The sequence below is a fragment of the Ruegeria sp. R14_0 genome (assembly GCF_017743975.1).
Lineage (GTDB): Bacteria > Pseudomonadota > Alphaproteobacteria > Rhodobacterales > Rhodobacteraceae > Ruegeria.
Map to the genome: position 1 here is coordinate 372,781 of NZ_JAGHRC010000002.1, position 19,125 is coordinate 391,905.

General features: G+C 59.8%; 16 protein-coding genes. 6 read left to right on the top strand and 10 right to left on the bottom strand.

Features of this window, described 5'->3' with window-relative positions:
• Positions 1-81 precede the first annotated feature (81 nt).
• Entirely contained in the window at positions 82-855 is a 774-nt protein-coding gene (locus J7416_RS07915; RefSeq protein ID WP_209224527.1) for a DUF1365 domain-containing protein, read from the bottom strand.
• 149 nt (positions 856-1,004) lie between these two features.
• On the opposite strand from J7416_RS07915, the gene J7416_RS07920 reads away from it, so the two are divergent.
• Both J7416_RS07920 and J7416_RS07925 read left to right on the top strand, forming a co-directional pair.
• Positions 1,005-1,661, top strand: coding sequence for a sigma-70 family RNA polymerase sigma factor (locus tag J7416_RS07920; protein ID WP_209224178.1), 657 nt, complete (start codon positions 1,005-1,007; stop codon positions 1,659-1,661).
• A gap of 10 nt (positions 1,662-1,671) precedes the next feature.
• A complete protein-coding gene (locus tag J7416_RS07925) occupies positions 1,672-2,322 on the top strand; it encodes a ChrR family anti-sigma-E factor (protein ID WP_209224179.1) in 651 nt (216 codons plus the stop codon).
• Between the two features lie 47 nt (positions 2,323-2,369).
• Here J7416_RS07925 and J7416_RS07930 read toward each other — a convergent pair whose 3' ends face one another.
• From J7416_RS07930 to J7416_RS07960, 7 genes are all read right to left on the bottom strand, one after another.
• Entirely contained in the window at positions 2,370-3,665 is a 1,296-nt protein-coding gene (locus J7416_RS07930) for an adenylate/guanylate cyclase domain-containing protein (protein WP_209224180.1), read from the bottom strand.
• A gap of 50 nt (positions 3,666-3,715) precedes the next feature.
• On the bottom strand, positions 3,716-4,945 hold the full coding sequence (gene rmuC, locus J7416_RS07935) for a DNA recombination protein RmuC (protein ID WP_209224181.1): 1,230 nt from the start codon (positions 4,943-4,945) through the stop codon (positions 3,716-3,718).
• A 52-nt stretch (positions 4,946-4,997) separates the two neighbouring features.
• Positions 4,998-6,848, bottom strand: a complete 1,851-nt coding sequence (gene mutL, locus J7416_RS07940; RefSeq protein WP_209224182.1) for a DNA mismatch repair endonuclease MutL — start codon at positions 6,846-6,848, stop codon at positions 4,998-5,000.
• A gap of 283 nt (positions 6,849-7,131) precedes the next feature.
• A complete protein-coding gene (locus tag J7416_RS07945) occupies positions 7,132-8,061 on the bottom strand; it encodes a metal ABC transporter permease (RefSeq protein WP_209224183.1) in 930 nt (309 codons plus the stop codon).
• Positions 8,058-9,263: a metal ABC transporter permease gene (locus J7416_RS07950; RefSeq protein ID WP_209224184.1), complete on the bottom strand. Its 1,206-nt coding sequence runs from the start codon at positions 9,261-9,263 to the stop codon at positions 8,058-8,060. Before J7416_RS07950 ends, J7416_RS07945 begins: the two co-directional genes overlap by 4 nt.
• Before the next feature lie 2 nt (positions 9,264-9,265).
• Complete coding sequence (locus J7416_RS07955; protein WP_209224528.1) at positions 9,266-10,069, bottom strand: metal ABC transporter ATP-binding protein; 804 nt, start codon at positions 10,067-10,069, stop codon at positions 9,266-9,268.
• A gap of 3 nt (positions 10,070-10,072) precedes the next feature.
• Positions 10,073-11,026, bottom strand: a complete 954-nt coding sequence (locus J7416_RS07960) for a zinc ABC transporter substrate-binding protein (RefSeq protein WP_209224185.1) — start codon at positions 11,024-11,026, stop codon at positions 10,073-10,075.
• Between the two features lie 198 nt (positions 11,027-11,224).
• Between J7416_RS07960 and deoC the strand changes: the two genes are divergently transcribed.
• From deoC to J7416_RS07980, 4 genes are all read left to right on the top strand, one after another.
• Positions 11,225-12,223: a deoxyribose-phosphate aldolase gene (gene deoC, locus J7416_RS07965; protein WP_209224186.1), complete on the top strand. Its 999-nt coding sequence runs from the start codon at positions 11,225-11,227 to the stop codon at positions 12,221-12,223.
• A 47-nt stretch (positions 12,224-12,270) separates the two neighbouring features.
• Positions 12,271-14,604: an aldehyde dehydrogenase family protein gene (locus J7416_RS07970; protein ID WP_209224187.1), complete on the top strand. Its 2,334-nt coding sequence runs from the start codon at positions 12,271-12,273 to the stop codon at positions 14,602-14,604.
• Positions 14,605-14,828: 224 nt separating this feature from the next.
• Complete coding sequence (locus tag J7416_RS07975; RefSeq protein ID WP_209224188.1) at positions 14,829-15,644, top strand: SDR family oxidoreductase; 816 nt, start codon at positions 14,829-14,831, stop codon at positions 15,642-15,644.
• Between the two features lie 86 nt (positions 15,645-15,730).
• Positions 15,731-16,462, top strand: coding sequence for a cyclic nucleotide-binding domain-containing protein (locus J7416_RS07980; protein ID WP_209224189.1), 732 nt, complete (start codon positions 15,731-15,733; stop codon positions 16,460-16,462).
• 6 nt (positions 16,463-16,468) lie between these two features.
• Here J7416_RS07980 and J7416_RS07985 read toward each other — a convergent pair whose 3' ends face one another.
• The gene (locus tag J7416_RS07985) at positions 16,469-17,773 is read right to left on the bottom strand and encodes a pitrilysin family protein (protein WP_209224190.1); all 1,305 of its coding nucleotides are present in this window, start codon (positions 17,771-17,773) and stop codon (positions 16,469-16,471) included.
• Positions 17,770-19,110 carry a pitrilysin family protein gene (locus J7416_RS07990; protein WP_209224191.1) on the bottom strand — a complete coding sequence of 447 codons (1,341 nt, stop codon included), beginning with the start codon at positions 19,108-19,110 and terminating at the stop codon, positions 17,770-17,772. Before J7416_RS07990 ends, J7416_RS07985 begins: the two co-directional genes overlap by 4 nt.
• Positions 19,111-19,125 lie beyond the last annotated feature (15 nt).

Consider the following 19,125-nt stretch of genomic DNA (forward strand, 5'->3'; position numbering starts at 1 on the left):
AACTCCTTGTGTTCGCGGTTTCACGCGCGAGCCAAGCATGTGGACGGGACCGCGTCTTTGATCTTGGACAAAAAACCAAGCTTATGGCTCGCGACTGCGCGAGATCGGATGCTCGGGCACTGGCGACGTGCGGAACGGAACGAAACGCGCCTTCTTGATCTTGAGTTTCAGCGCTTGCCACACAATCAGAAAGAACGTCCGACGCGCCCCGAAAGGTCGGCGCAGCAACGACCATGCGATGCTGCGATTGCTCAATGGCGCGCGGGGGCCGGTCAATGTGGCGATCAAACCGCCATTGGCGCGCCCGTAGTCGATCCAGACGCCAACACGTTCCGGCCTGTAGTCGAAGCGAAACGTATAGTTGCCTTCAATCTTCTGGAAGGGCGAGACATGCATCAGTTTGTCCGCAACGATGCGGTCCGATGGCTGAATCGTCGCAAAACCGGGATTGTGGCACAAATAGCTATGGCGCGTACCATAGGTGTTCGTCACCTCGGCCACGACCGCATACAGTTGCCCGGTCGCGTTGAAGCAGAACCAAAAGCTGACCGGATTGAAGACATGCCCCAACACGCGCGGCTGCGTCAGAAGCTCAAGCCTGGCGGGTTGATCCACGCCCATCTCGTCAAAACGCGCGCGCAGCCATGTTGCCCCTTGACCGTGCCCCGGCTCGCCTCCGTGATCTTTCTCGCGCCAGCTCATCGCGTTGGGGCGATTGACCGAAAACAAAAACGGAGTGTCTGGCAGGTGTTCCGGGTCCAGCAGGATATAGTCGATCGAATAGCGGAATGCGTTTTCGATCGCGCCTTTACGCCCGTGAAAAGTATGGCCTGAAATGTGGTCGATCTGGGTCATCTCGGGCTGATTTCCACTTTGCATGTAAACCGTTCAAACGGCATTGTTTTTTGCAGGATGTTCATACTTGGTATACGAAAACCGGTCCGAAATGGATTAAATTATTCGCTTAGTGTGATCCAGCTTGGGGCGCGCTGCGTAATGTGGTTATGTTTACCGAGATCGATACCGCGACCTTGGATGAACCGGTGGCCAACAGGCCTGCACAAAAACCTTGGCGCGCAAAGAAACGCATCAGGGGTAAACCGGTGAACGGAGCGGGAGACAGTTGTGACGCAAGGGCTGAGTGGGTTGACCACGTCAGGCGTATAAGGGACGCGCAGGATCAGGCTGCATTTGCTGAACTGTTTCAGCATTTCGCGCCACGCATCAAAGCGTTTCTGATCAAGTCGGGTTCTGATCCGGCCCTTGCAGAAGAATGTGCGCAGGAAGTCATGGCCACTCTTTGGCATAAGGCGCACCTGTTCGATCCCGCGCGGGCAACCGTGGCCACCTGGGTGTTCACGATCGCTCGGAACAAGCGCATCGATGTCCTGCGCAAGCAACGCCGACCCGAACCCGAAGATCTGGGATGGGGCCCCGAGGCGGAACCGGAGCAGGATGACGTAATTGCGTTGCAACAGGAAACCGCGCAGCTGCGGGACGCACTATCCGCGTTGCCAGAGGCGCAGAGACAATTGATCGAGAAAGCCTATTTCGGCGATCTGAGTCATCGGGAGATTGCATCCCAGACCGGATTGCCGCTGGGTACGATCAAATCACGGATACGGCTGGCGCTGGACCGCTTGCGCCATGCGATGAATTGAGATGACGAGTATGAGCAACAAGATCAATCATCACCTGACAGACGACCTGCTGATGGCCTATGCCGCAGGGACTCTGCCCGAGGCTTTCGACCTGATGGTCGCAACGCACTTGTCCTTGTGTGATCATTGCCGTGCGCGGGCCGAAAGCTTTGATGCTGTCGGCGGGCACGTTCTTGAGGAGCAAGGGGACGTCGTTGCGATGAACGAAAAGTCGTTGGCCGAAACGATGGCGCTCATTGCCAACGGCGCGCCGATCGCCAAACCGAAGCGCGCGCAGTGTTCGGTGCTGCCGACCCCGCTGCAGGACTACGTCGGAGGCGACGTGAACGATATTCGCTGGCGCCCGATTGGCATGGGTGTCAAACAGGCGATCCTTCCGACATCTGGCGACGCCATGGCGCGGTTGCTGTTCATCCCGGCCGGAACGGCGGTGCCAGATCACAGCCACAAAGGCATGGAGTTGACCATGGTCCTGCAGGGTGCGTTTTCGGACGAGGTTGACCATTTTGCGCGCGGTGATGTCGAGATTGCAGACCAAGACCTGCATCACACGCCGACAGCCGATATCACCGAAGACTGCATCTGTTTGGCGGTCACCGACGCACCGCTGAAGTTCAACAAACTGATGCCGCGTTTGTTCCAGCCATTCTTGCGGATCTGATCGGATCGCAAGAGTGGTTTGGAGGTCGGTACAGCCATAAAATCAACTCAACGCTGTATTGGTACGCCCAGTAATTCCAGTGCGCCCGACCTCCCTCTGACCTCGAATGGTTCTAGTCGGGTGAATGCACCGTCAAAACCGGTGTCATTTGCCGCCTGTTCCAATTCGGCGGATAAGATCAGGTCCATTTCAAGGTCGCGGGTCAAACCCTCCAACCGGGCCGCAATGTTCACGGCATCGCCGAAAACGGAAAACTCCAACCGGTCCTGATCACCGATGACACCGGCGAACACCTCGCCCCAATGTGCGCCAGTCCCGGTGTGTAGCGCGGGCAGGCCTGATGCCTTGCGCTGGGTCGTCCAAAGGTTCATTTCCTCGACCAAACCCATCGCACAATGCAACGCACGGCGGGCGGCGTCGTCGCCCAGAAAGACAATCATCACCGCATCGCCGATGAACTTGTCGATAATCCCGTTTTCCTTCCGAACCACCGTCGACACGTGTCGGCGGTAGTCTGAGATCAGTTCCGAAACCTCTTCGGGTTGCAGGTGTTGTGAAAGCGTCGTGAAGCCGCGCAAGTCTATGAAAATCACGCCCGCCATCTGGCGGCGACCCTCTTGCAACGCCGCCATGCCACTGTCGCTCAGGTCATCGACAACCTGCGATGGCAAGTAGCGGTTCAGGTTTGCACGTCGTTGCGTCTCGGTAATCGATTGGAACAACAAAACATGGGCGCGCCGGGCGGCAACGACCAGCACAACCCCCGCCAATGCGATCATGAAAACTCGGATGAGGTTCGGAGGGGGTGACAGAAACAACCAGATCGGGCTGTCGGTCTTACCCCGCATTGAGCCTGCATTTACTGCGACCAGAACCAACAAACCAACGACCAGCAAGGCCACCTTGAACGCCATTACTTTCGGGTTGCCACGCAGTGCTCCAAACGCCAGCACAACAGGGACCAGCCATACCGCAGGCAGCACGAACAGACCGTCCCCCGCAAGGCCGACATTCAGCATCCCGAACCAGACGGACAGAACCAGAAACAGGATATCCGCAGCCGAGACCGGCCAAGCCATCCACCCCGAGAACCGGCCGCGTCGCGCAATCACCCATGTGCAAAGCCCCAGCAGAAAGTAGACCAGCATGGTCGCTATTGCGAAAAGCCACTGGCGTTCCAGTACCGCTTGTCCGGTGTTGCTGACTGGTTGCACCGTGGCCAAAAAGAAGGTCAGCAACCCGGTCGCAACAACCATTCGCAGAATGCCGACAATCCGCTCTGCGTCCTGTTCCGCATTTGCCAGAAGACTGGCGACTTCGGGCGGGGTGCGGCTGCTGTTCATAGCTTTGGGTGCACCCGAAACAGGCTTTCATGTGGCTCGGGCATCTCAGGTCACGCTTCGGTTTTTCCCAGTGGCACGACGTTGGCGTGCTCGTCAGGTGCCAGTTCTTCAAAGTCAAAGTTATCCAGCCGCTGCGCCCGGCGCCCGGCCTTTTCTGCGCTGATCTTGATGTCCGAGATATCCTTGGCCGCTTGCCCGAAATGCCGATCCAGGTTCGAGACGCGATCCCCCAGACGCTCGACATCTTTGTGCAGCATCCCAAGCTCTTTGCGGATCGCACCTGCCTGTTCCCTCATCCGTGCGTCTTTCAGGATCGCGCGCATAGTGTTCAGCGTCGCCATGCACGTGGTCGGGGACACGATCCAGACGCGTTTGGAAAAACTCTCCTGCACCAGTTCCGGGAATTTAGCGTGCAATTCGGCATAGACGGCTTCGGACGGCAGGAACATCAACGCGCCATCGGCGGTTTCGCCGTCCAGAATATACTTCTCCGAGATATCGTTGATGTGCTTTCGCACCGTGCTGCGGAACATCTGAACGGCCGCTTTCAACTCTGCATCGTTGGTCGAGCCGATCAGCGCCTCATAGGCCTCCAATGGAAACTTGCTATCGATCACGATCGGCCCCGGAGGGTTCGGCAAATGGATCAGGCAGTCTGCCCGTCGCCCGTTTGACAGAGTTGCCTGCAGCTGAAAACTGTCAGCAGGCAGCGCTTTGGACACGATATCGTTCAACTGAATCTCACCAAATGCGCCGCGTGTCTGTTTGTTTGACAAGATGTCCTGTAGCGACAGCACATCGCCCGAAAGTTTGGTGATGTTGTCCTGCGCTTTGTCGATGGCGGCCAGGCGTTCCTGCAACTGGGTCAACGAGGTCGCCGTCTGTTTCGACGAGCCGTGCAGCGATTCCTTCATCCGCTCTTGCATTTCGGCCAGCGCCCGCGCCGATTTCATCGCGTTATCGGCCAGCCGGTCGTTCATCTGCTGCTGGACCGAAGAGAGACGGGATTCGACAGTCTGGATCACTTGCACCTGCGCATTGGCCTGCGTGTCCGAGACATGTTGCAAACCGCCGCGCAGCTGTTCTTGCCCCTGCCCCAGTTGCTGAACGTGCTGGCCCAAATGCGCCATCTGCCGGGCCAGTGGTTCAGCCATCCGGGCGGACCGCTGCGCTGCCCGCAACGACAGGAACAGCAGCAACAGGATCAGCGCGACAAGCCCGCCCACGGCCAGGATCAGGGGGTCGTTCAGCGCATATTGTGTTCCTGCAATCTCGATCATGTCGCCTCGAATGTTCTTGTTTTATTCTTCATAGCCCGGCAAGGCCACCGGATCAACTGCGTCCGAACAGGCGTTCGATATCGCTCAGTTTCAATTCCACATATGTCGGCCGCCCGTGGTTGCATTGGCCGGAATGTGGCGTCGCCTCCATCTCGCGCAGCAGGGCGTTCATTTCCTCGGCGCGCATCCGACGACCCGACCGGACCGAGCCATGGCAGGCCACCCGGCTTAGGATCGCCTCGATCCGGGCCTGCACCGTCTGGCTTTCCCCCTGATCGGCCAGTTCGTCCAGAATATCCAGGATCATTGCCCGGGCGTCGACCTCACCCAGAATGGCTGGTGTTTCCCGCACGGCGATGGCCCCACCGCCAAAGGGTTCCAGCGTCAGACCAAGGCGTGAGAGATCATCCGCAACCGCCATCAATCGCGCGCAATCGCTGTCGGACAGCTCCACGATCTCGGGGATCAGCAGAGCCTGAGCGGCGACGCCATTTTCGGCCATCTGGGTTTTGAGCTTTTCGTAGACCAGCCGCTCATGCGCTGCATGCTGGTCGACGATCACCATGCCATCGGCGGTCTGGGCGATGATATAATTCTCATGCACCTGTCCGCGCGCAGCCCCCAAGGGCAGATCCTCAACCGGAGCCACCGGGGTCGGTGCCGGCGTCGGCTCGACCACACTGCCGCTATAGTCATGGGACAGCTCGGCAAAGCCCGGCGCTTGCGCCCGGTACGCAACTTGCCGCGCAGCGGGTGACGGACGATCCATCTGATACACCCGCGCCGGCGCGGGCTGCGCCGGTTCCGGCCGCATTGCGCCCAAGGTCGCGTTCGCCACGGTTGTGGATGCGCGGTGCCCAGCATCAGCCAACGCATGCCGAAGGGCCGAGACGATCAACCCCCGCGCCACGCCGGGATCACGAAAGCGGACCTCGGATTTGGCGGGGTGTACGTTGACGTCCACAAGCGTCGGATCACAGTCGATGAACAGAGCCGCCGCCGGGTGACGGTCGCGGCTGAGGAAATCGAAGTAGGCTGCGCGCAGCGCGCCTGTCAGCATCTTGTCCCGCACGGGCCGACCATTCACGAACAGGTATTGCGCCACCGCCGCGCCGCGCGAATAGGTCGGCAGCGCCGCGTAGCCATACAGGCGGATCCCCTCACGCGTGGTGTCGATCTGCAGGGCGTTCTCGGCAAACTCGCGCCCGATCACGCGGGCCAGACGGGCATGCAGCGCATCGAACAGATCGCCATTCTCGCGATCAGCGCGGAAGGTCACGCGCCCTTCGCCCCCGCCGGAAACGTCGCGCAGGGTGAAGGTGATCGCCGGCTCCGCCATGGCCAAACGTTTGACAGTGTCGGTGATCGCCTGCGCCTCGGCCCGGTCGGTGCGCATGAACTTGAGGCGCGCGGGCGTTGCGAAGAAAAGATCGCGCAGCTCGACCACCGTTCCCGCGCGCAATGCGGCGGGTTTCACAGCCTCCATCCGGCCGCCGGATACGTGGACCTGCGCTGCCTCGCCCCCCGGCACACGGCTGGTAATGGTCAGCCGCCCAACCGCGCCCAGCGAGGGCAGCGCCTCACCCCGGAAACCGAAGGTGTGGATATTCAGCAGATCAGTGCCGTCGATTTTCGAAGTCGCGTGGCGGGACAACGCCAGCGGCAAATCCGCAGCGGCAATCCCACATCCATCATCGGTGACACGAATCAGCGTCTTGCCGCCATCGGCAATATCGATTGCGATCCGTGTGGCACCTGCATCGATGGCGTTTTCCACCAATTCCTTGACCGCAGACGCCGGGCGTTCGACAACCTCGCCCGCTGCGATACGGTTGATCGCTGCGTCGTCAAGCTGCCGGATGACAGGGCGGTTTTCGCTGATATTGGGGTTTGCCTGCGCCATACCACCAGACCTAGCACAGGCGCGCACGATTCTGCCACCGGTTTGGCTCATATAAATTGGGGTGAGAGGGGGGCGTTCGAACAATCGCGCCTATATCGCCAGAAAGGCGATCAAACTGGTCGCAATTGTTCGAACGATCCAAGTGAGTGGTGGTCATCCAAAATTCAATTGTTAATTTTATACCACGAATCCGGTCACATAACGTGAAGACTCTGTGCGTGGCATACCGGGTGGCGGAGTTCAGCCGATGCGGTGCGGGACCTGGTGGCGGGAAGATGCCGGGTCAAGAGGCACTGGGCGCGCCGGCACGGGTTCGGCAAGGTCCCCAGATCGCCGCCCCAGCAAGGATCAGGCCGGACATCGTTGCGATCATGCCCGCCGCGCTGACGGCATCCGCCGCGCCCAGCCAAAGCGGACCGTATCCGGCGAGGACGTAACCTGTGACAGCCGACAGGATGGCAAAAGCAACGCTCCATCCGATTTGAGTTTCCAGCCGGTTGGTCATCATGCGTGCCGCCGCCGGAGGGCAGATGAACATCGCGATCACGATGATCGAACCGACGGCATCAAACGCCGCAACCGCAGCGATCGCAGCCGTGATCACCAGCGCCATCCCCAGAACGCCGGTTCGGATACCGACAGTGCGGGCGAACCCTTCGTCAAAGGTAGATATCTTCAGCGGTCGCCAGAAAAGCCAAACGAACAGGGAAACGCCCAGCATGGTCAGCGCGATCCGGGGCAATTCCGGTGGCAATCCGGCCAGCGCCTCGGGGTCCAAAACCGAGGCCCAGCCCGTTGCATCCAGCCAGATCAGGCTTTCCAGATTGCCATAGAGCGCGTGCTCTACATCCAGATGCACACTCGACGTATCGGTCTGTTCCAGCAACAGAACCCCCGCCGCGAACATGGTGGTGAAAACCACGCCCATCGCGGCACCTGCTTCGATCTGGCCAAGCCGCCGAACGGCCTCGATCATGATCACGGCAAGGATAGCTGCGCCTGCAGCGCCCAGCATCATAGGCCAGGTCGAAATTGCTCCGGTCAGGATAAAGGCGACCACAATGCCCGGCAGCACCACATGGCTGATCGCGTCTCCGATCAGGGCTTGTTTGCGCAGCACCAGAAAATTTCCAGGCAAAGCGCAGGCGATGGCCGCAAAGGTGCCAATCAGCAGAGGCGTCAGCGACAGGGGGACGAATTCTTCACCGCTCATGCCGGGACCCCCTGCGGGCCGCCGATCTGGCGATCAATCTCGGCGATCTGGTCGCGGGTCAGAACGGTTTCAATGTCCCGCAACCCGTCATAAAGCGCGGCTGTCGCTTCGTGCGCCAGATCGGACCGGACAACCTCCCACCGTTTTTCATCCCGCAGCGCTTTGGCCGCGCGGGCTTTGCCAGTGTCCGTCGCCACCCCGTCAGCGCGCACCAAACCGGAACGCCGTAGCAGGCGCAGCGTCAGCGGTTCATAGATCTGCTGCCCCTGCGCCAAAGCCAGCAGGCCCTGCCGGATATGCACGCGGCGCTGAAACCGAAGGTGCCGCAGAACTGCGGCAAGGACACCGCGGACGGGTGCGAACAGCAGAGACAGCGCAAAGAACCCAAAGCTGACCAGCACGATGATCGGACCCGTCGGCAGGTTGGGGGCCGAGGCAGACAGGGCAGCACCCAGATAACCCGCCAGACCGCCAGCCAGACCAGCCAGCAGAACGACCCTTTCAGATCGCTGCGACCAGAACCGAGCTGTGACAGGTGGTATGATCAGCAAAGCGACGATCAGGATAAGGCCAACGATCTTAAGCCCCACGACAGTGACCGCCATCACCAGCCCCATCATGGCCAGGTCAATCCGGTGCACCGGCAGACCCTGCGCAGCGGCATATTCCGGGTCAAAGGCGACCATGGTCATCGGACGGCGTATGATCATCACGAGCAAAAGCGTCGCCGCCCCACCCAGCGCAATGATCAAAGCATCTGTCCACAGCATCCCGGCTGTTGAGCCCAAAAGGAACCCCTCCAGACCCGCCTGACGACCCACACCCATGGTCTGGATCACAGTCAGCAAAACGATGCCAAAACCGAAAAAGACCGACAGAACCGCTCCAATCGCGGCATCTTCGGCCAGCCTGGTATGACGCGTCAGCCAGTTCATGCACAGCAACCCGACCCAGGCCGAGGCCGCTGACCCGGCCAGCAATCCCAGCAGATTGCGCCCGTCGCCACCCAGCGCCACCAGCAGCATGAAACCGATGCAAACGCCCGGCAATGTCGCGTGGCTGATTGCATCGCTGACCAGCGCACGTTTGCGCAGGAACAGGAAGGTGCCGGTCACACCGGCCGATATCCCAAGCAAGGTCGCACCGATGGCAACCAGCGTGGCGTTATAGCCCAGCTGAAGCGTCAGAGCATCCCAAAGCATGATTATCCCAGCGCGCGAGAGATTTGGTCGATCTGCGCAGTGGCCAGACGCCCCCCATACGCCGACTGCAAGGTCTCGGCGGTAAAGGCGTCGGCCACGGGCCCTTCGGCAACTTTGCGCGTGTTGATCAGGAAAACATGATCGAAATAGTCGGTGACGGTGGCCAGATCATGATGAACAACCACGACCGTCTTGCCATCCTGTTTAAGCGATTTCAGCACCCCAATGATCGCCTTTTCGGTGGCCGCGTCGACGCCTGCAAAAGGTTCGTCCAACAGGTACAGGTCCGCGTCCTGCGCCAGAGCGCGGGCAAGAAACACGCGCTGTTGCTGACCGCCGGACAGCTGGCCGATCTGTCGATTGGCAAAGTCATGCATTCCAACCCTGTTCAGACACTCCATCGCGCGCGCCATGTGTCGGCCACGGATGCGGCCCAGCAATCCCAACTGACGGGACAGGCCCATCAGCACGACATCGATCACACGTGTCGGGAAATCCCAGTCCACGCTTGCGCGCTGCGGAACATACGCGATCCGGGCGCGTTGTTTTTCCAGCGGTGCACCGAATACGGAAACCTGCCCGGACAAGGGCTTTACGATACCCAAAGCGGCTTTGAGAAGGGTCGATTTCCCTGCCCCGTTCGGCCCGATGATCGCAGTCATCGCACCGGGTTGCACGGTCATGTCCACCGAAAACACAGCGGGTTTCTGACCGTATGATACGGTCAGACCACGAATAGCCAGCGGCCTGTCCTCAGTGTTCTGTTCGGCAATCGAAACACCCTGATGAGCCGCCAGCGAAAGCATCACTCAAAACCCCGCAGACAGTTTGCCATTCAGGCCTCGCGCGGGCACATCGGCACCCAGCGCGTCTGCGATGACGGTAATGTTGTGATCCAGCATGCCCACATATGTGCCCTCGTAGGTGCCTGGCTCTCCCATGGCGTCGGAATACAGCTCGCCCCCGATCGCGACATCATGACCTTTGGCCGCAGCCCCTTCGACTAGGGCGCGCATGGACCGGTCCGAGACCGAGCTTTCAACGAACACCGCCTTTAGCTGTTTGTCGACCAGCGTATCCACAAGCTCTCCGATCCGGTTCAGCCCGGCCTCAGACTGGGTCGATATGCCTTGAATGCCCATAACCTCATAGCCGTGTTCGGCACCGAAATAGCCGAACGCGTCATGGGCGGTCACCAGAACACGGTTGTTTTCGGGAACGGCGGCCAGCGCCTGATCGGCATAGGCCTTCAGCGCGTCAATCTCGGCCAGATGGGCCGCCGCATTGGCCGCAAAGACATCGGCCGCCTCGGGGCGTGCCTGGGTCAGAGCGTTCTGCACCTCAACCACTACGTCGCGCCACAGCGCCGGGCTCATCCAGACGTGCGGATCGTATTTGTCGGCGTAATCGTCATGCGCGCGCAGTTGGGATTTATCCAATCCCTCGGCCACTGCCACGACGGACCGCTTTCGGGCAAGGTCGTGGAAGAACTCTTCCATTTGCGCTTCCAGGTACAGCCCGTTCCACAGGATCAGGTCTGCGCGTGTCATTGCCACTATGTCACTGCGGGTCTGGCGATATGCATGCGGGTCAACACCTGGCCCCATCAGCCCCTTCACGTCCACCTGATCGCCGCCAACCTGACGCGCAGCGTCCGCGATCATGCCCGTCGTCGCCACAATCTTCAGCGGCGCTTCGGCCCAGGCCGCAAACGGCGTAGCCACGACAAATGCCATAGCAGCAATGAATTGACGGCGAATCATTTCAGACCTCATGGTGGCGACCTCTTAAGAATGAATATGAGAACCATTCGCAACTTAGTCAATGCTATTGCGAATTATTCGCAAAAAACTGCTAATTTTGTCCATTTGGTCAAAAAAATTCCGATAACGCACTTCGCACGCCTTCCATTTGGTCGCAAGCCGTGCGAATTTGACGCAAACCTCCCAAAGGATGTGAAGATGGATACGCAGAGCTCAGAAAGCCCAGTGCGCACGGCGCATCTGCCACAAGTGACCGAGCCCAGAAACCCTGGCATGGATCTGGACCTGGACTGGGTGCGCGCCGTGCAGGCCAATACCTCGGCGATCGAGCGCCGCGCCGCGACCCTGCCCGGTCGTCGGTCGGTGAAAAAGGACTATCAGGCTGCTTGGTTGCTGAAGGCGATCACGATGATCGACCTGACCACCCTGTCGGGCGATGACACGGTTGGTCGTGTGCGCCGCCTGAGCGCCAAGGCGCGGCAACCCGTGGCCCCTGCAGTCCTGCAAGCGTTGGATATGCCGCCAATCACCACCGGGGCCGTTTGTGTCTATCACGACATGATCGAAACAGCCGTGGACGCGCTGCATGGCACAGGCATTCCAGTGGCTGCCGTGTCGACGGGTTTCCCGGCAGGCCTTTCCCCCTTCCACCTGCGCGTGGCCGAGATCGAAGAAAGCGTAAAAGCCGGGGCCGAAGAGATCGATATCGTCATCTCGCGCCGTCATGTTCTGTCGGGCGACTGGCAGGCTTTGTATGAAGAGATGAAGGCCTTCCGTGTCGCCTGCGGCGATGCGCATGTCAAAGCCATCCTCGCCACCGGAGAACTGGGCAGCCTGCGCAACGTCGCACGCGCATCGCTGGTCTGCATGATGGCGGGTGCGGATTTCATCAAGACCTCGACCGGGAAGGAAAGCGTCAACGCGACCCTGCCCGTTTCGCTGGTAATGATCCGCGCTATTCGCGACTACTATGACCGCACCGGGTACCGCGTGGGCTACAAGCCTGCGGGAGGGATTTCCAAGGCCAAGGACGCGCTGGTTTATCTGTCGCTGATCAAAGATGAGCTAGGCGACCGCTGGCTGGAACCGGACCTGTTCCGCTTTGGCGCATCGTCGCTGCTGGGCGATATCGAGCGACAGTTGGAACACTATGTCACCGGGGCATACTCGGCTGGATACAGGCATTCGATGGGCTGAGCCCGCGTTGAAGTCTGGACAGTGAGTATTTGAGAAAAGATGAAGCTATGACAGTCAAAGAGATTTTCGAAACCATGGACTATGGCCCCGCCCCGGAAAGCGCTGCTGAGGCTCTGGCCTGGCTGGTCGATCAGGGTGACAAGTTCGGTCACTATATCGATGGGGCGTTCACCAAACCCGGCAAAGGCTTCGAAAGCCGTAATCCGGCGACCGGAGAGGTTCTGGCCAAGCTGACGCAGGCGAAACAGGGCGATGTGGATGCTGCCGTTGCCGTCGCCCGCAAGGCGCAACCGAAATGGGAGAAGCTGGGCGGCGCGGGCCGGGCGCGGTACCTCTATGCCATCGCGCGGCTGCTGCAGAAACATTCGCGTCTGTTTGCCGTGCTCGAGAGCCTCGACAACGGCAAGCCGATCCGTGAATCGCGCGACATCGACATTCCGCTGGTGCAGCGGCACTTCTACTACCACGCGGGCATGGCGCAGCTGATGGAAAGCGAGCTGCCCGATGCTGAGGCGCTGGGCGTTTGCGGCCAGATCATCCCGTGGAATTTCCCGCTGCTGATGCTGGCTTGGAAGGTGGCCCCAGCGATAGCAATGGGCAACACGGTGGTCCTGAAACCGGCCGAGTACACCTCGCTGACCGCGCTGCTGTTTGCCGACATCTGCTCGCAAGCCGGGCTACCGAAAGGTGTGGTCAACATCGTCACGGGCGACGGTGCCGTCGGCGAGATGATCGTGAACGCGGATGTGGACAAGATCGCCTTTACCGGCTCGACCGTCGTTGGGCGGCGCATCCGTGAGGCAACCGCCGGTTCGGGCAAGGAACTGACCTTGGAGCTGGGTGGGAAGTCCGCCTATATCGTTTTTGACGATGCCGATATCGACAGCGCCATCGAAGGCTTGGTTGACGCGATCTGGTTCAATCAGGGCCAGGTCTGCTGTGCGGGTTCGCGCCTGTTGGTGCAGGAAGGCATCGCGGATCGTTTCTATGACAAACTGCGCGCCCGGATGGACAAACTGCGTATTGGCGATCCATTGGATAAATGCATCGACGTGGGTGCCGTTGTGGACCCTGTCCAGTTGCAGACAATCAAGGGCATGGTCGAAAGCAATACGGTTGGTCACGTGCATCAGGCCGCGTGCGATCTGCCCGCGAATGGCTGTTACTATCCGCCGACGCTGATCTCTGGCCTCGAAACATCCGACCCGCTGATGCAGGAAGAGATCTTTGGCCCGGTGCTGGTGTCGTCCACCTTCCGCACACCGGAAGAGGCGGTCGAGCTGGCCAACAATACTCGCTACGGGCTGGCAGCGACTGTGTGGACCGAGAACGTGAACCTCGCGCTGGATATCGCGCCCAAGCTGGTTGCCGGCGTGGTCTGGGTGAATGCCACCAACCTGTTTGACGCCGCCGCCGGATTCGGCGGTGTGCGTGAAAGCGGCTTTGGCCGTGAAGGCGGTTGGGAAGGTCTGGCGGCCTACACGAAGCCTAAGGGCAAAGCCAAGCCACTGGCGAAGGTTGAAGCGATCATGGGCGAGGGTACTCCGGTCGACCCGATTGACCGCACCGCCAAGATGTATGTCGGCGGCAAGCAGGCACGCCCCGATGGTGGTTATTCGAAACCTGTGTGGGGCAAGTCCGGGCTGCTGGGCCATGTGGGCCTTGGCAACCGTAAGGACGTGCGCAACGCGGTTGAGGCTGCGGCGGGTGCCAAGGGCTGGTCCAAGACCACTGGCCATCTGCGTGCGCAAATCCTGTACTACATCGGTGAAAACCTGTCGGCCCGTGCTGATGAATTCGCGGCCCGCATCGACGCCATGACAGGCAAGAAGGACGGCGCGAAGGAGGTTGAAGCCTCGATCCAGCGCCTGTTCACGGCCGCTGCCTGGGCCGACAAGTATGACGGTCAGGTACACGGCGTCCCGATCCGCGGCGTTGCGATTGCCATGAAGGAGTCCGTTGGTGTCATCGGAGCGCTCTGCGCCGACGAAGCCCCTCTGCTTGGCTTGGTTTCGGCGATGGCTCCGGCAATTGCGATGGGCAACCGGACGGTTCTGGTGGCTTCGGAGCCTTATCCGCTGGCCGCGACGGATTTCTATCAGATCCTTGAGACCTCTGACGTGCCCGCCGGTGTGGTCAACATCCTGACCGGCAGCCATTCGGAACTGGCGAAACCGCTGGCCTCGCACCTGAACGTCGATGCGGTCTGGTCGTTCTCGTCCACGGACCTGTCGAAAGAGATCGAGGCCGTCTCGGCCGGGAACCTGAAACGGACCTGGGTGAATAACGCGACGGCAATTGATTGGGGCGTGGACCATTCGCGTCGCTTCCTGCAGGCTGCGACCGAAGTGAAGAACATCTGGGTGCCCTACGGCGAGTAGCGCTCCTGCGACCGGAGTATTCGATTTGGTATTGCCAGCGGGGAAGAACGCACGGACATCACTTGCTCGTCTTGTTGTTATCTCGCTGGCTATCTCCGTAGCCGTGATGATTTTTCTGTTAGCGAATTTCGAAACCCATATCCTTCCGATGCTTGAAGAATCACGGAATGCGGTAGGCCGAGATAATCACGCTAGATCAGCAGAGAATAACTAGAGAGGCCCTTATGGATTTTGCAAACAAAACCGTCATCGTCATTGGCGGCACCAGTGGCATCAATCGCGGCATTGCCGAGGCCTTTGCGGCTTCGGGTGCCAAACTGGCCGTGGCCAGCCGGTCGCAGGATAAGGTGGATGACACAGTCGCGGCGCTGAAAGAAGCCGGCGCACAGGACGCTATCGGTGCATCCTTTGACGTCCGCGACCCCGAGGCGGTCGCGGCTGGCTTGAAACAGTTCCACGACGCGTTTGGTGATTTCGATGTGCTGGTATCAGGCGCGGCGGGCAATTTCCCTGCGCTGATGTCAGAGATGTCCGTGAACGCATTCAAGACCGTGGTGGACATCGACCTGATGGGCACGGTCCACGTGATGAAAGGGGCCTATCCCTTCCTCAAACGTCCGGGCGCCAGCATCATCAACATCTCTGCCCCGCAATCCTATTTGCCCTACGAAGGTCAGTCGCATGTCTGTGCTGCCAAAGCCGGTGTGGATCAGATTACCCGGTCTCTGTCGATGGAATGGGGTGTCGAGGGCATTCGCGTGAACTCGGTCGTGCCCGGTTTCATCGAAGGCACCGAAGGGGCCAAACGGCTGGCCCCGACCGAAAACGCCCATGAAGAGCTGCGAAAGGATGTGCCTTTGGGTCGCTGGGGACAGCCGCAGGACGTGGCAAACGCGTGCCTGTTCCTCAGTTCGGATCTGGCCAGCTACATCAGCGGCACGGTTATGGCCGTGGACGGTGCGCTGTATCAGCGCGGGTCGGGCAAGTTTGGTCAAATGATGGGTCAGATGTTGCGCGCACAGGCGAAAGCACGCTCATAACGGCGAATAAGCTGTGAAGCTGTTCATATACAGCTTTGCTTTGTTGACGCAGCGTAAGGCTCATCCGAAACACGGGTGGGCCAAACATGCTGAATTTACCATTCGATATTCCCGAAGCCGTTCAACTGGTGACAATGATCGGTGTGTTTGGTGCCGGGCTTTATATCCTGAACTACTTTCTGCTGCAGATCGGTGTTATTCGGGGCAACGGGGTGCTGTACCCCGTTCTGGTGATCATCGCCGCAGGTTGCGTGATGATCAGTATGGCGGAAGAGTTCAATCTGGCTGGGGCAATCATCCAGATGGCCTATATCGCGATTTCGGTCATCGGTTTGCTGCGCGGCTACCTTTCGCGCCACCTGGTTCGTTTCACTCAGCCAGAGCGCCAGTTTATCTCGCACCATTTGGAGTCTCTGAAACCGCATCAGGCGCGCCGGTTGCTGAATACGGCATCCATTCGCGAACACAAAACCGGAGATATTCTGATCGAAGAGGGCAAGATCACTGATTTCCTGGGCTATGTCCTGAACGGGCAGACAACTATTTTGAAGAACGGTCAGGTCATCAATTCCTGCGGGTCAGATGAGATACTAGGAGAGCTGACATTTGGCCTTGGGCTGCCGGCTACAGCCACGGTGATCGCCACAGAACCCACCACATGCCTTGTGTTCGACAACATCCAATTGTCGCGCCTGCTCCGGCGCAACCGGCATATCGACGATGCACTGAAGGCCGCGCACTTCCGTCATGCGCGGCAAAAGCTGCTGAGCAGTAACAAACACACCCTGCGGGCCCACAAGCAGCCCGCCGCGGCCTGAACGGGTTTAACCGTCCAGACCCTCGGGTTTTCCAACGATGGTGAAATGCAGCCCTTCTGGATCGAGCAACTCGCGGGCCACGCGGTTGACCTCTTCCAGCGTCACCGCGTTCACCTTGTCGTTGCGGGTGGCGATATAGTCGATGGGCAGGTCTTCCATCTGCATTCCGACCATGATCCCCGCTATCCGGCCATTGCCATCGAACCGCAACGGATATGCGCCGGTCAGATAGGTCTTGGCATCATCCAGCTCTTCCTGCGTCACGCCTTCGGACGCTGCACGCGCCCATTCGTCCCGGATGACCTCAACCGCCTCGGCGATGCGGTCATTGCTGGATGAGACCGATCCCAGATAGACCGAAGCCAGATCCTTGGGCACAAGGTAGGTCGCGATTCCATAGGTCAGGCCACGTTTTTCACGCACTTCCTGCATCAGACGGCTTTCAAAACCGCCACCACCCAGGATGTGGTTCAAGATAAAGGCCGCAAAGAAATCTGGATCATCACGGTCAATGCCCGCATGACCAAACAAAGCAACCGATTGAGGTGTATCGAACTCGACCACGCTGACGCCGCCAGGGATGTTTACGTCCGCACGTTCGGGAATCGCTTTGGCGGTTTCAGGCAGATCAGCCAGCAGCTTGTCCAGCAATGCACCAAGTTCGTCAGCGGTGATGTCACCGACTGCACCGACATACATGCGGTCCTTGGCAAAGACATCGTCATACGCAGTGACCACGTCATCGCGGGTCAGGGCTGACACGCTTTCGATCGTCCCCTTTCCTTCCGAACCGTACGGGTGTTCGCCATACGCCATCCGCGCAAAGTTACGGCCTGCGATGTCATTCGGGTCGGTCTGGTCCGATTTCAGGCCCGACAGCACCTGCGCCTTTACCCGCTCTACCGCGTCCTGATCAAATCGCGGTTCGTGAATTGTGGTGCGCAACAGGTCGATCACCTGATCCCGGTTTTCGGTCAGAAACTGCGCCGAGATCGACACCGTGTCGTCAGTGGCGTTGTACCGGAAGGACGCGGCCAGCGACTCCAGCTCGCGCGCATAGGTGCGGGCATCCATCTCGCCTGCGCCTTCCTCGATCAGACCGCTCATCAGATAAACAGCGCCGCGTTTGTCCGGATCATCCAGCGAGGTGCCCCCGCGAAAGCGCAGTTCCAGCGCTGTGAAGGGGATCGAATGATCCTCGACCAGCCAGGCTTTGATTCCACCGGGCGAGGTGACCTCTTTGATTTCGATCTCGGCCCAGGCGGGCAGAGCGATCACAAAGGCGATCAGAGTAGCAAAAATCCGTTTCATTGCGTCACCTCATCGTCACGCATCAGCCATCCGGTTACCGACGTCTCGGGCTGTATCACTTCGCGGGCTGCGGCGATGATCTCGTCGCCGGTCACGGCCTGTAGAATTTCGGGCCACGCCTGCACATCCTCGACGGTCAAACCGCTGGTCAGGGCCCGACCATAGCGGTTGCCGATCCCGTCCACATTGTCACGCGCATAGGTTTGCGCGGCTCGCAACTGCATCTTGATCCGGTCCAGGTCTTCTTCGTTCACACCTTCGGCGATGAAATCGGCCACGGCTTGATCCATCGCATCTTCAGCCTCTTGCAGAGACACCCCTTGCGCAGGAACCACCAGCAGATCGAAGGTTGTGTCATCCAATGAGACGCCGCGATAGAACGCCCCGGCATAGACGGCCTTTTGCTGCTCGAACTGTAGCTTTTCGTTCAGATAAGACGTGGTGCTGCCGCCCAGAAGCTCAGCCAACAGAAACAGTGCAGCGGCCTTTTCCTGCTCTCCCGGATCGCGTTCTGGCGCCAGATAGCTGCGCTGAACATAAGGCTGCGACACGCGCGCATCCTTGAACGTCAGGCGTCGTTCCGCAGTTTGGGGCGGTTCCTGCGAGCGGAACCGTTCGGGCAAGTCCGGGTTGGCCGGGATAACGCCATAGTACTCCTCGGCCAAGGCCTTTACGTCGTCCGGTTCGACATCGCCGGTCACAACCAAAATGGCATTATTGGGCGCGTAATGGGTCTGGTAGAAGGACAGCGCGTCCTCCATGTCCAGCGTCTCCATCTCGTGCCGCCAGCCGATGATCGGGACGCCGTAGCGATGGTTCAGGTATTGTGCCGCGCTCATCTGCTCGCTGAACAGGGCACGAGGGCTGTTGTCGGTGCGCTGGTTTCGCTCCTCCAGGATCACGTCGCGTTCTGTGGCGATGTCCTCGTCGGTCAGACGGATGTTGCGCATCCGGTCTGCCTCCATCCGCATCATCAGTTCCAGGCGGTCTGCGGCAACACGCTGGAAATAGGCGGTATAGTCGTAGGACGTGAACGCGTTGTCGTTGCCGCCATTCGCTGCAACGGTGGCAGAAAATTCGCCCGGTGCCAGCGTATCGGTGCCTTTGAACAGCAGATGCTCCAGGAAATGGGCCACACCCGATGATCCCACGGGCTCATCCGCGGATCCCGCGCGATACCAGACCATGTGCTGCACGACCGGTGCGCGGTGATCCTCGATCACGACGACATCCATGCCGTTATCCAGCGTAAAGGTTGTCACCGCTTCATGCCCCTCGCTTGCGGCAAGAGGGGTCGCGGCCATCAGGGCAGCCGAAAGGGCAAGGGCCCGAACCATGGGGCGTCCTCCGTT

Excerpts from the sequence above, each read along its gene's own strand:
- rmuC (WP_209224181.1), bottom strand. The coding sequence starts at position 4,945 with ATGATCGAGATTGCAGGAACACAATATGCGCTGAACGACCCCCTGATC.
- J7416_RS07920 (WP_209224178.1), top strand. The coding sequence starts at position 1,005 with ATGTTTACCGAGATCGATACCGCGACCTTGGATGAACCGGTGGCCAAC.
- J7416_RS07955 (WP_209224528.1), bottom strand. The coding sequence starts at position 10,069 with ATGCTTTCGCTGGCGGCTCATCAGGGTGTTTCGATTGCCGAACAGAAC.
- J7416_RS07970 (WP_209224187.1), top strand. The coding sequence starts at position 12,271 with ATGACAGTCAAAGAGATTTTCGAAACCATGGACTATGGCCCCGCCCCG.
- J7416_RS07930 (WP_209224180.1), bottom strand. The coding sequence starts at position 3,665 with ATGAACAGCAGCCGCACCCCGCCCGAAGTCGCCAGTCTTCTGGCAAAT.
- J7416_RS07915 (WP_209224527.1), bottom strand. The coding sequence starts at position 855 with ATGACCCAGATCGACCACATTTCAGGCCATACTTTTCACGGGCGTAAA.
- deoC (WP_209224186.1), top strand. The coding sequence starts at position 11,225 with ATGGATACGCAGAGCTCAGAAAGCCCAGTGCGCACGGCGCATCTGCCA.
- J7416_RS07985 (WP_209224190.1), bottom strand. The coding sequence starts at position 17,773 with ATGAAACGGATTTTTGCTACTCTGATCGCCTTTGTGATCGCTCTGCCC.
- J7416_RS07990 (WP_209224191.1), bottom strand. The coding sequence starts at position 19,110 with ATGGTTCGGGCCCTTGCCCTTTCGGCTGCCCTGATGGCCGCGACCCCT.
- mutL (WP_209224182.1), bottom strand. The coding sequence starts at position 6,848 with ATGGCGCAGGCAAACCCCAATATCAGCGAAAACCGCCCTGTCATCCGG.
- J7416_RS07925 (WP_209224179.1), top strand. The coding sequence starts at position 1,672 with ATGAGCAACAAGATCAATCATCACCTGACAGACGACCTGCTGATGGCC.
- J7416_RS07975 (WP_209224188.1), top strand. The coding sequence starts at position 14,829 with ATGGATTTTGCAAACAAAACCGTCATCGTCATTGGCGGCACCAGTGGC.
- J7416_RS07960 (WP_209224185.1), bottom strand. The coding sequence starts at position 11,026 with ATGATTCGCCGTCAATTCATTGCTGCTATGGCATTTGTCGTGGCTACG.
- J7416_RS07980 (WP_209224189.1), top strand. The coding sequence starts at position 15,731 with ATGCTGAATTTACCATTCGATATTCCCGAAGCCGTTCAACTGGTGACA.
- J7416_RS07950 (WP_209224184.1), bottom strand. The coding sequence starts at position 9,263 with ATGCTTTGGGATGCTCTGACGCTTCAGCTGGGCTATAACGCCACGCTG.
- J7416_RS07945 (WP_209224183.1), bottom strand. The coding sequence starts at position 8,061 with ATGAGCGGTGAAGAATTCGTCCCCCTGTCGCTGACGCCTCTGCTGATT.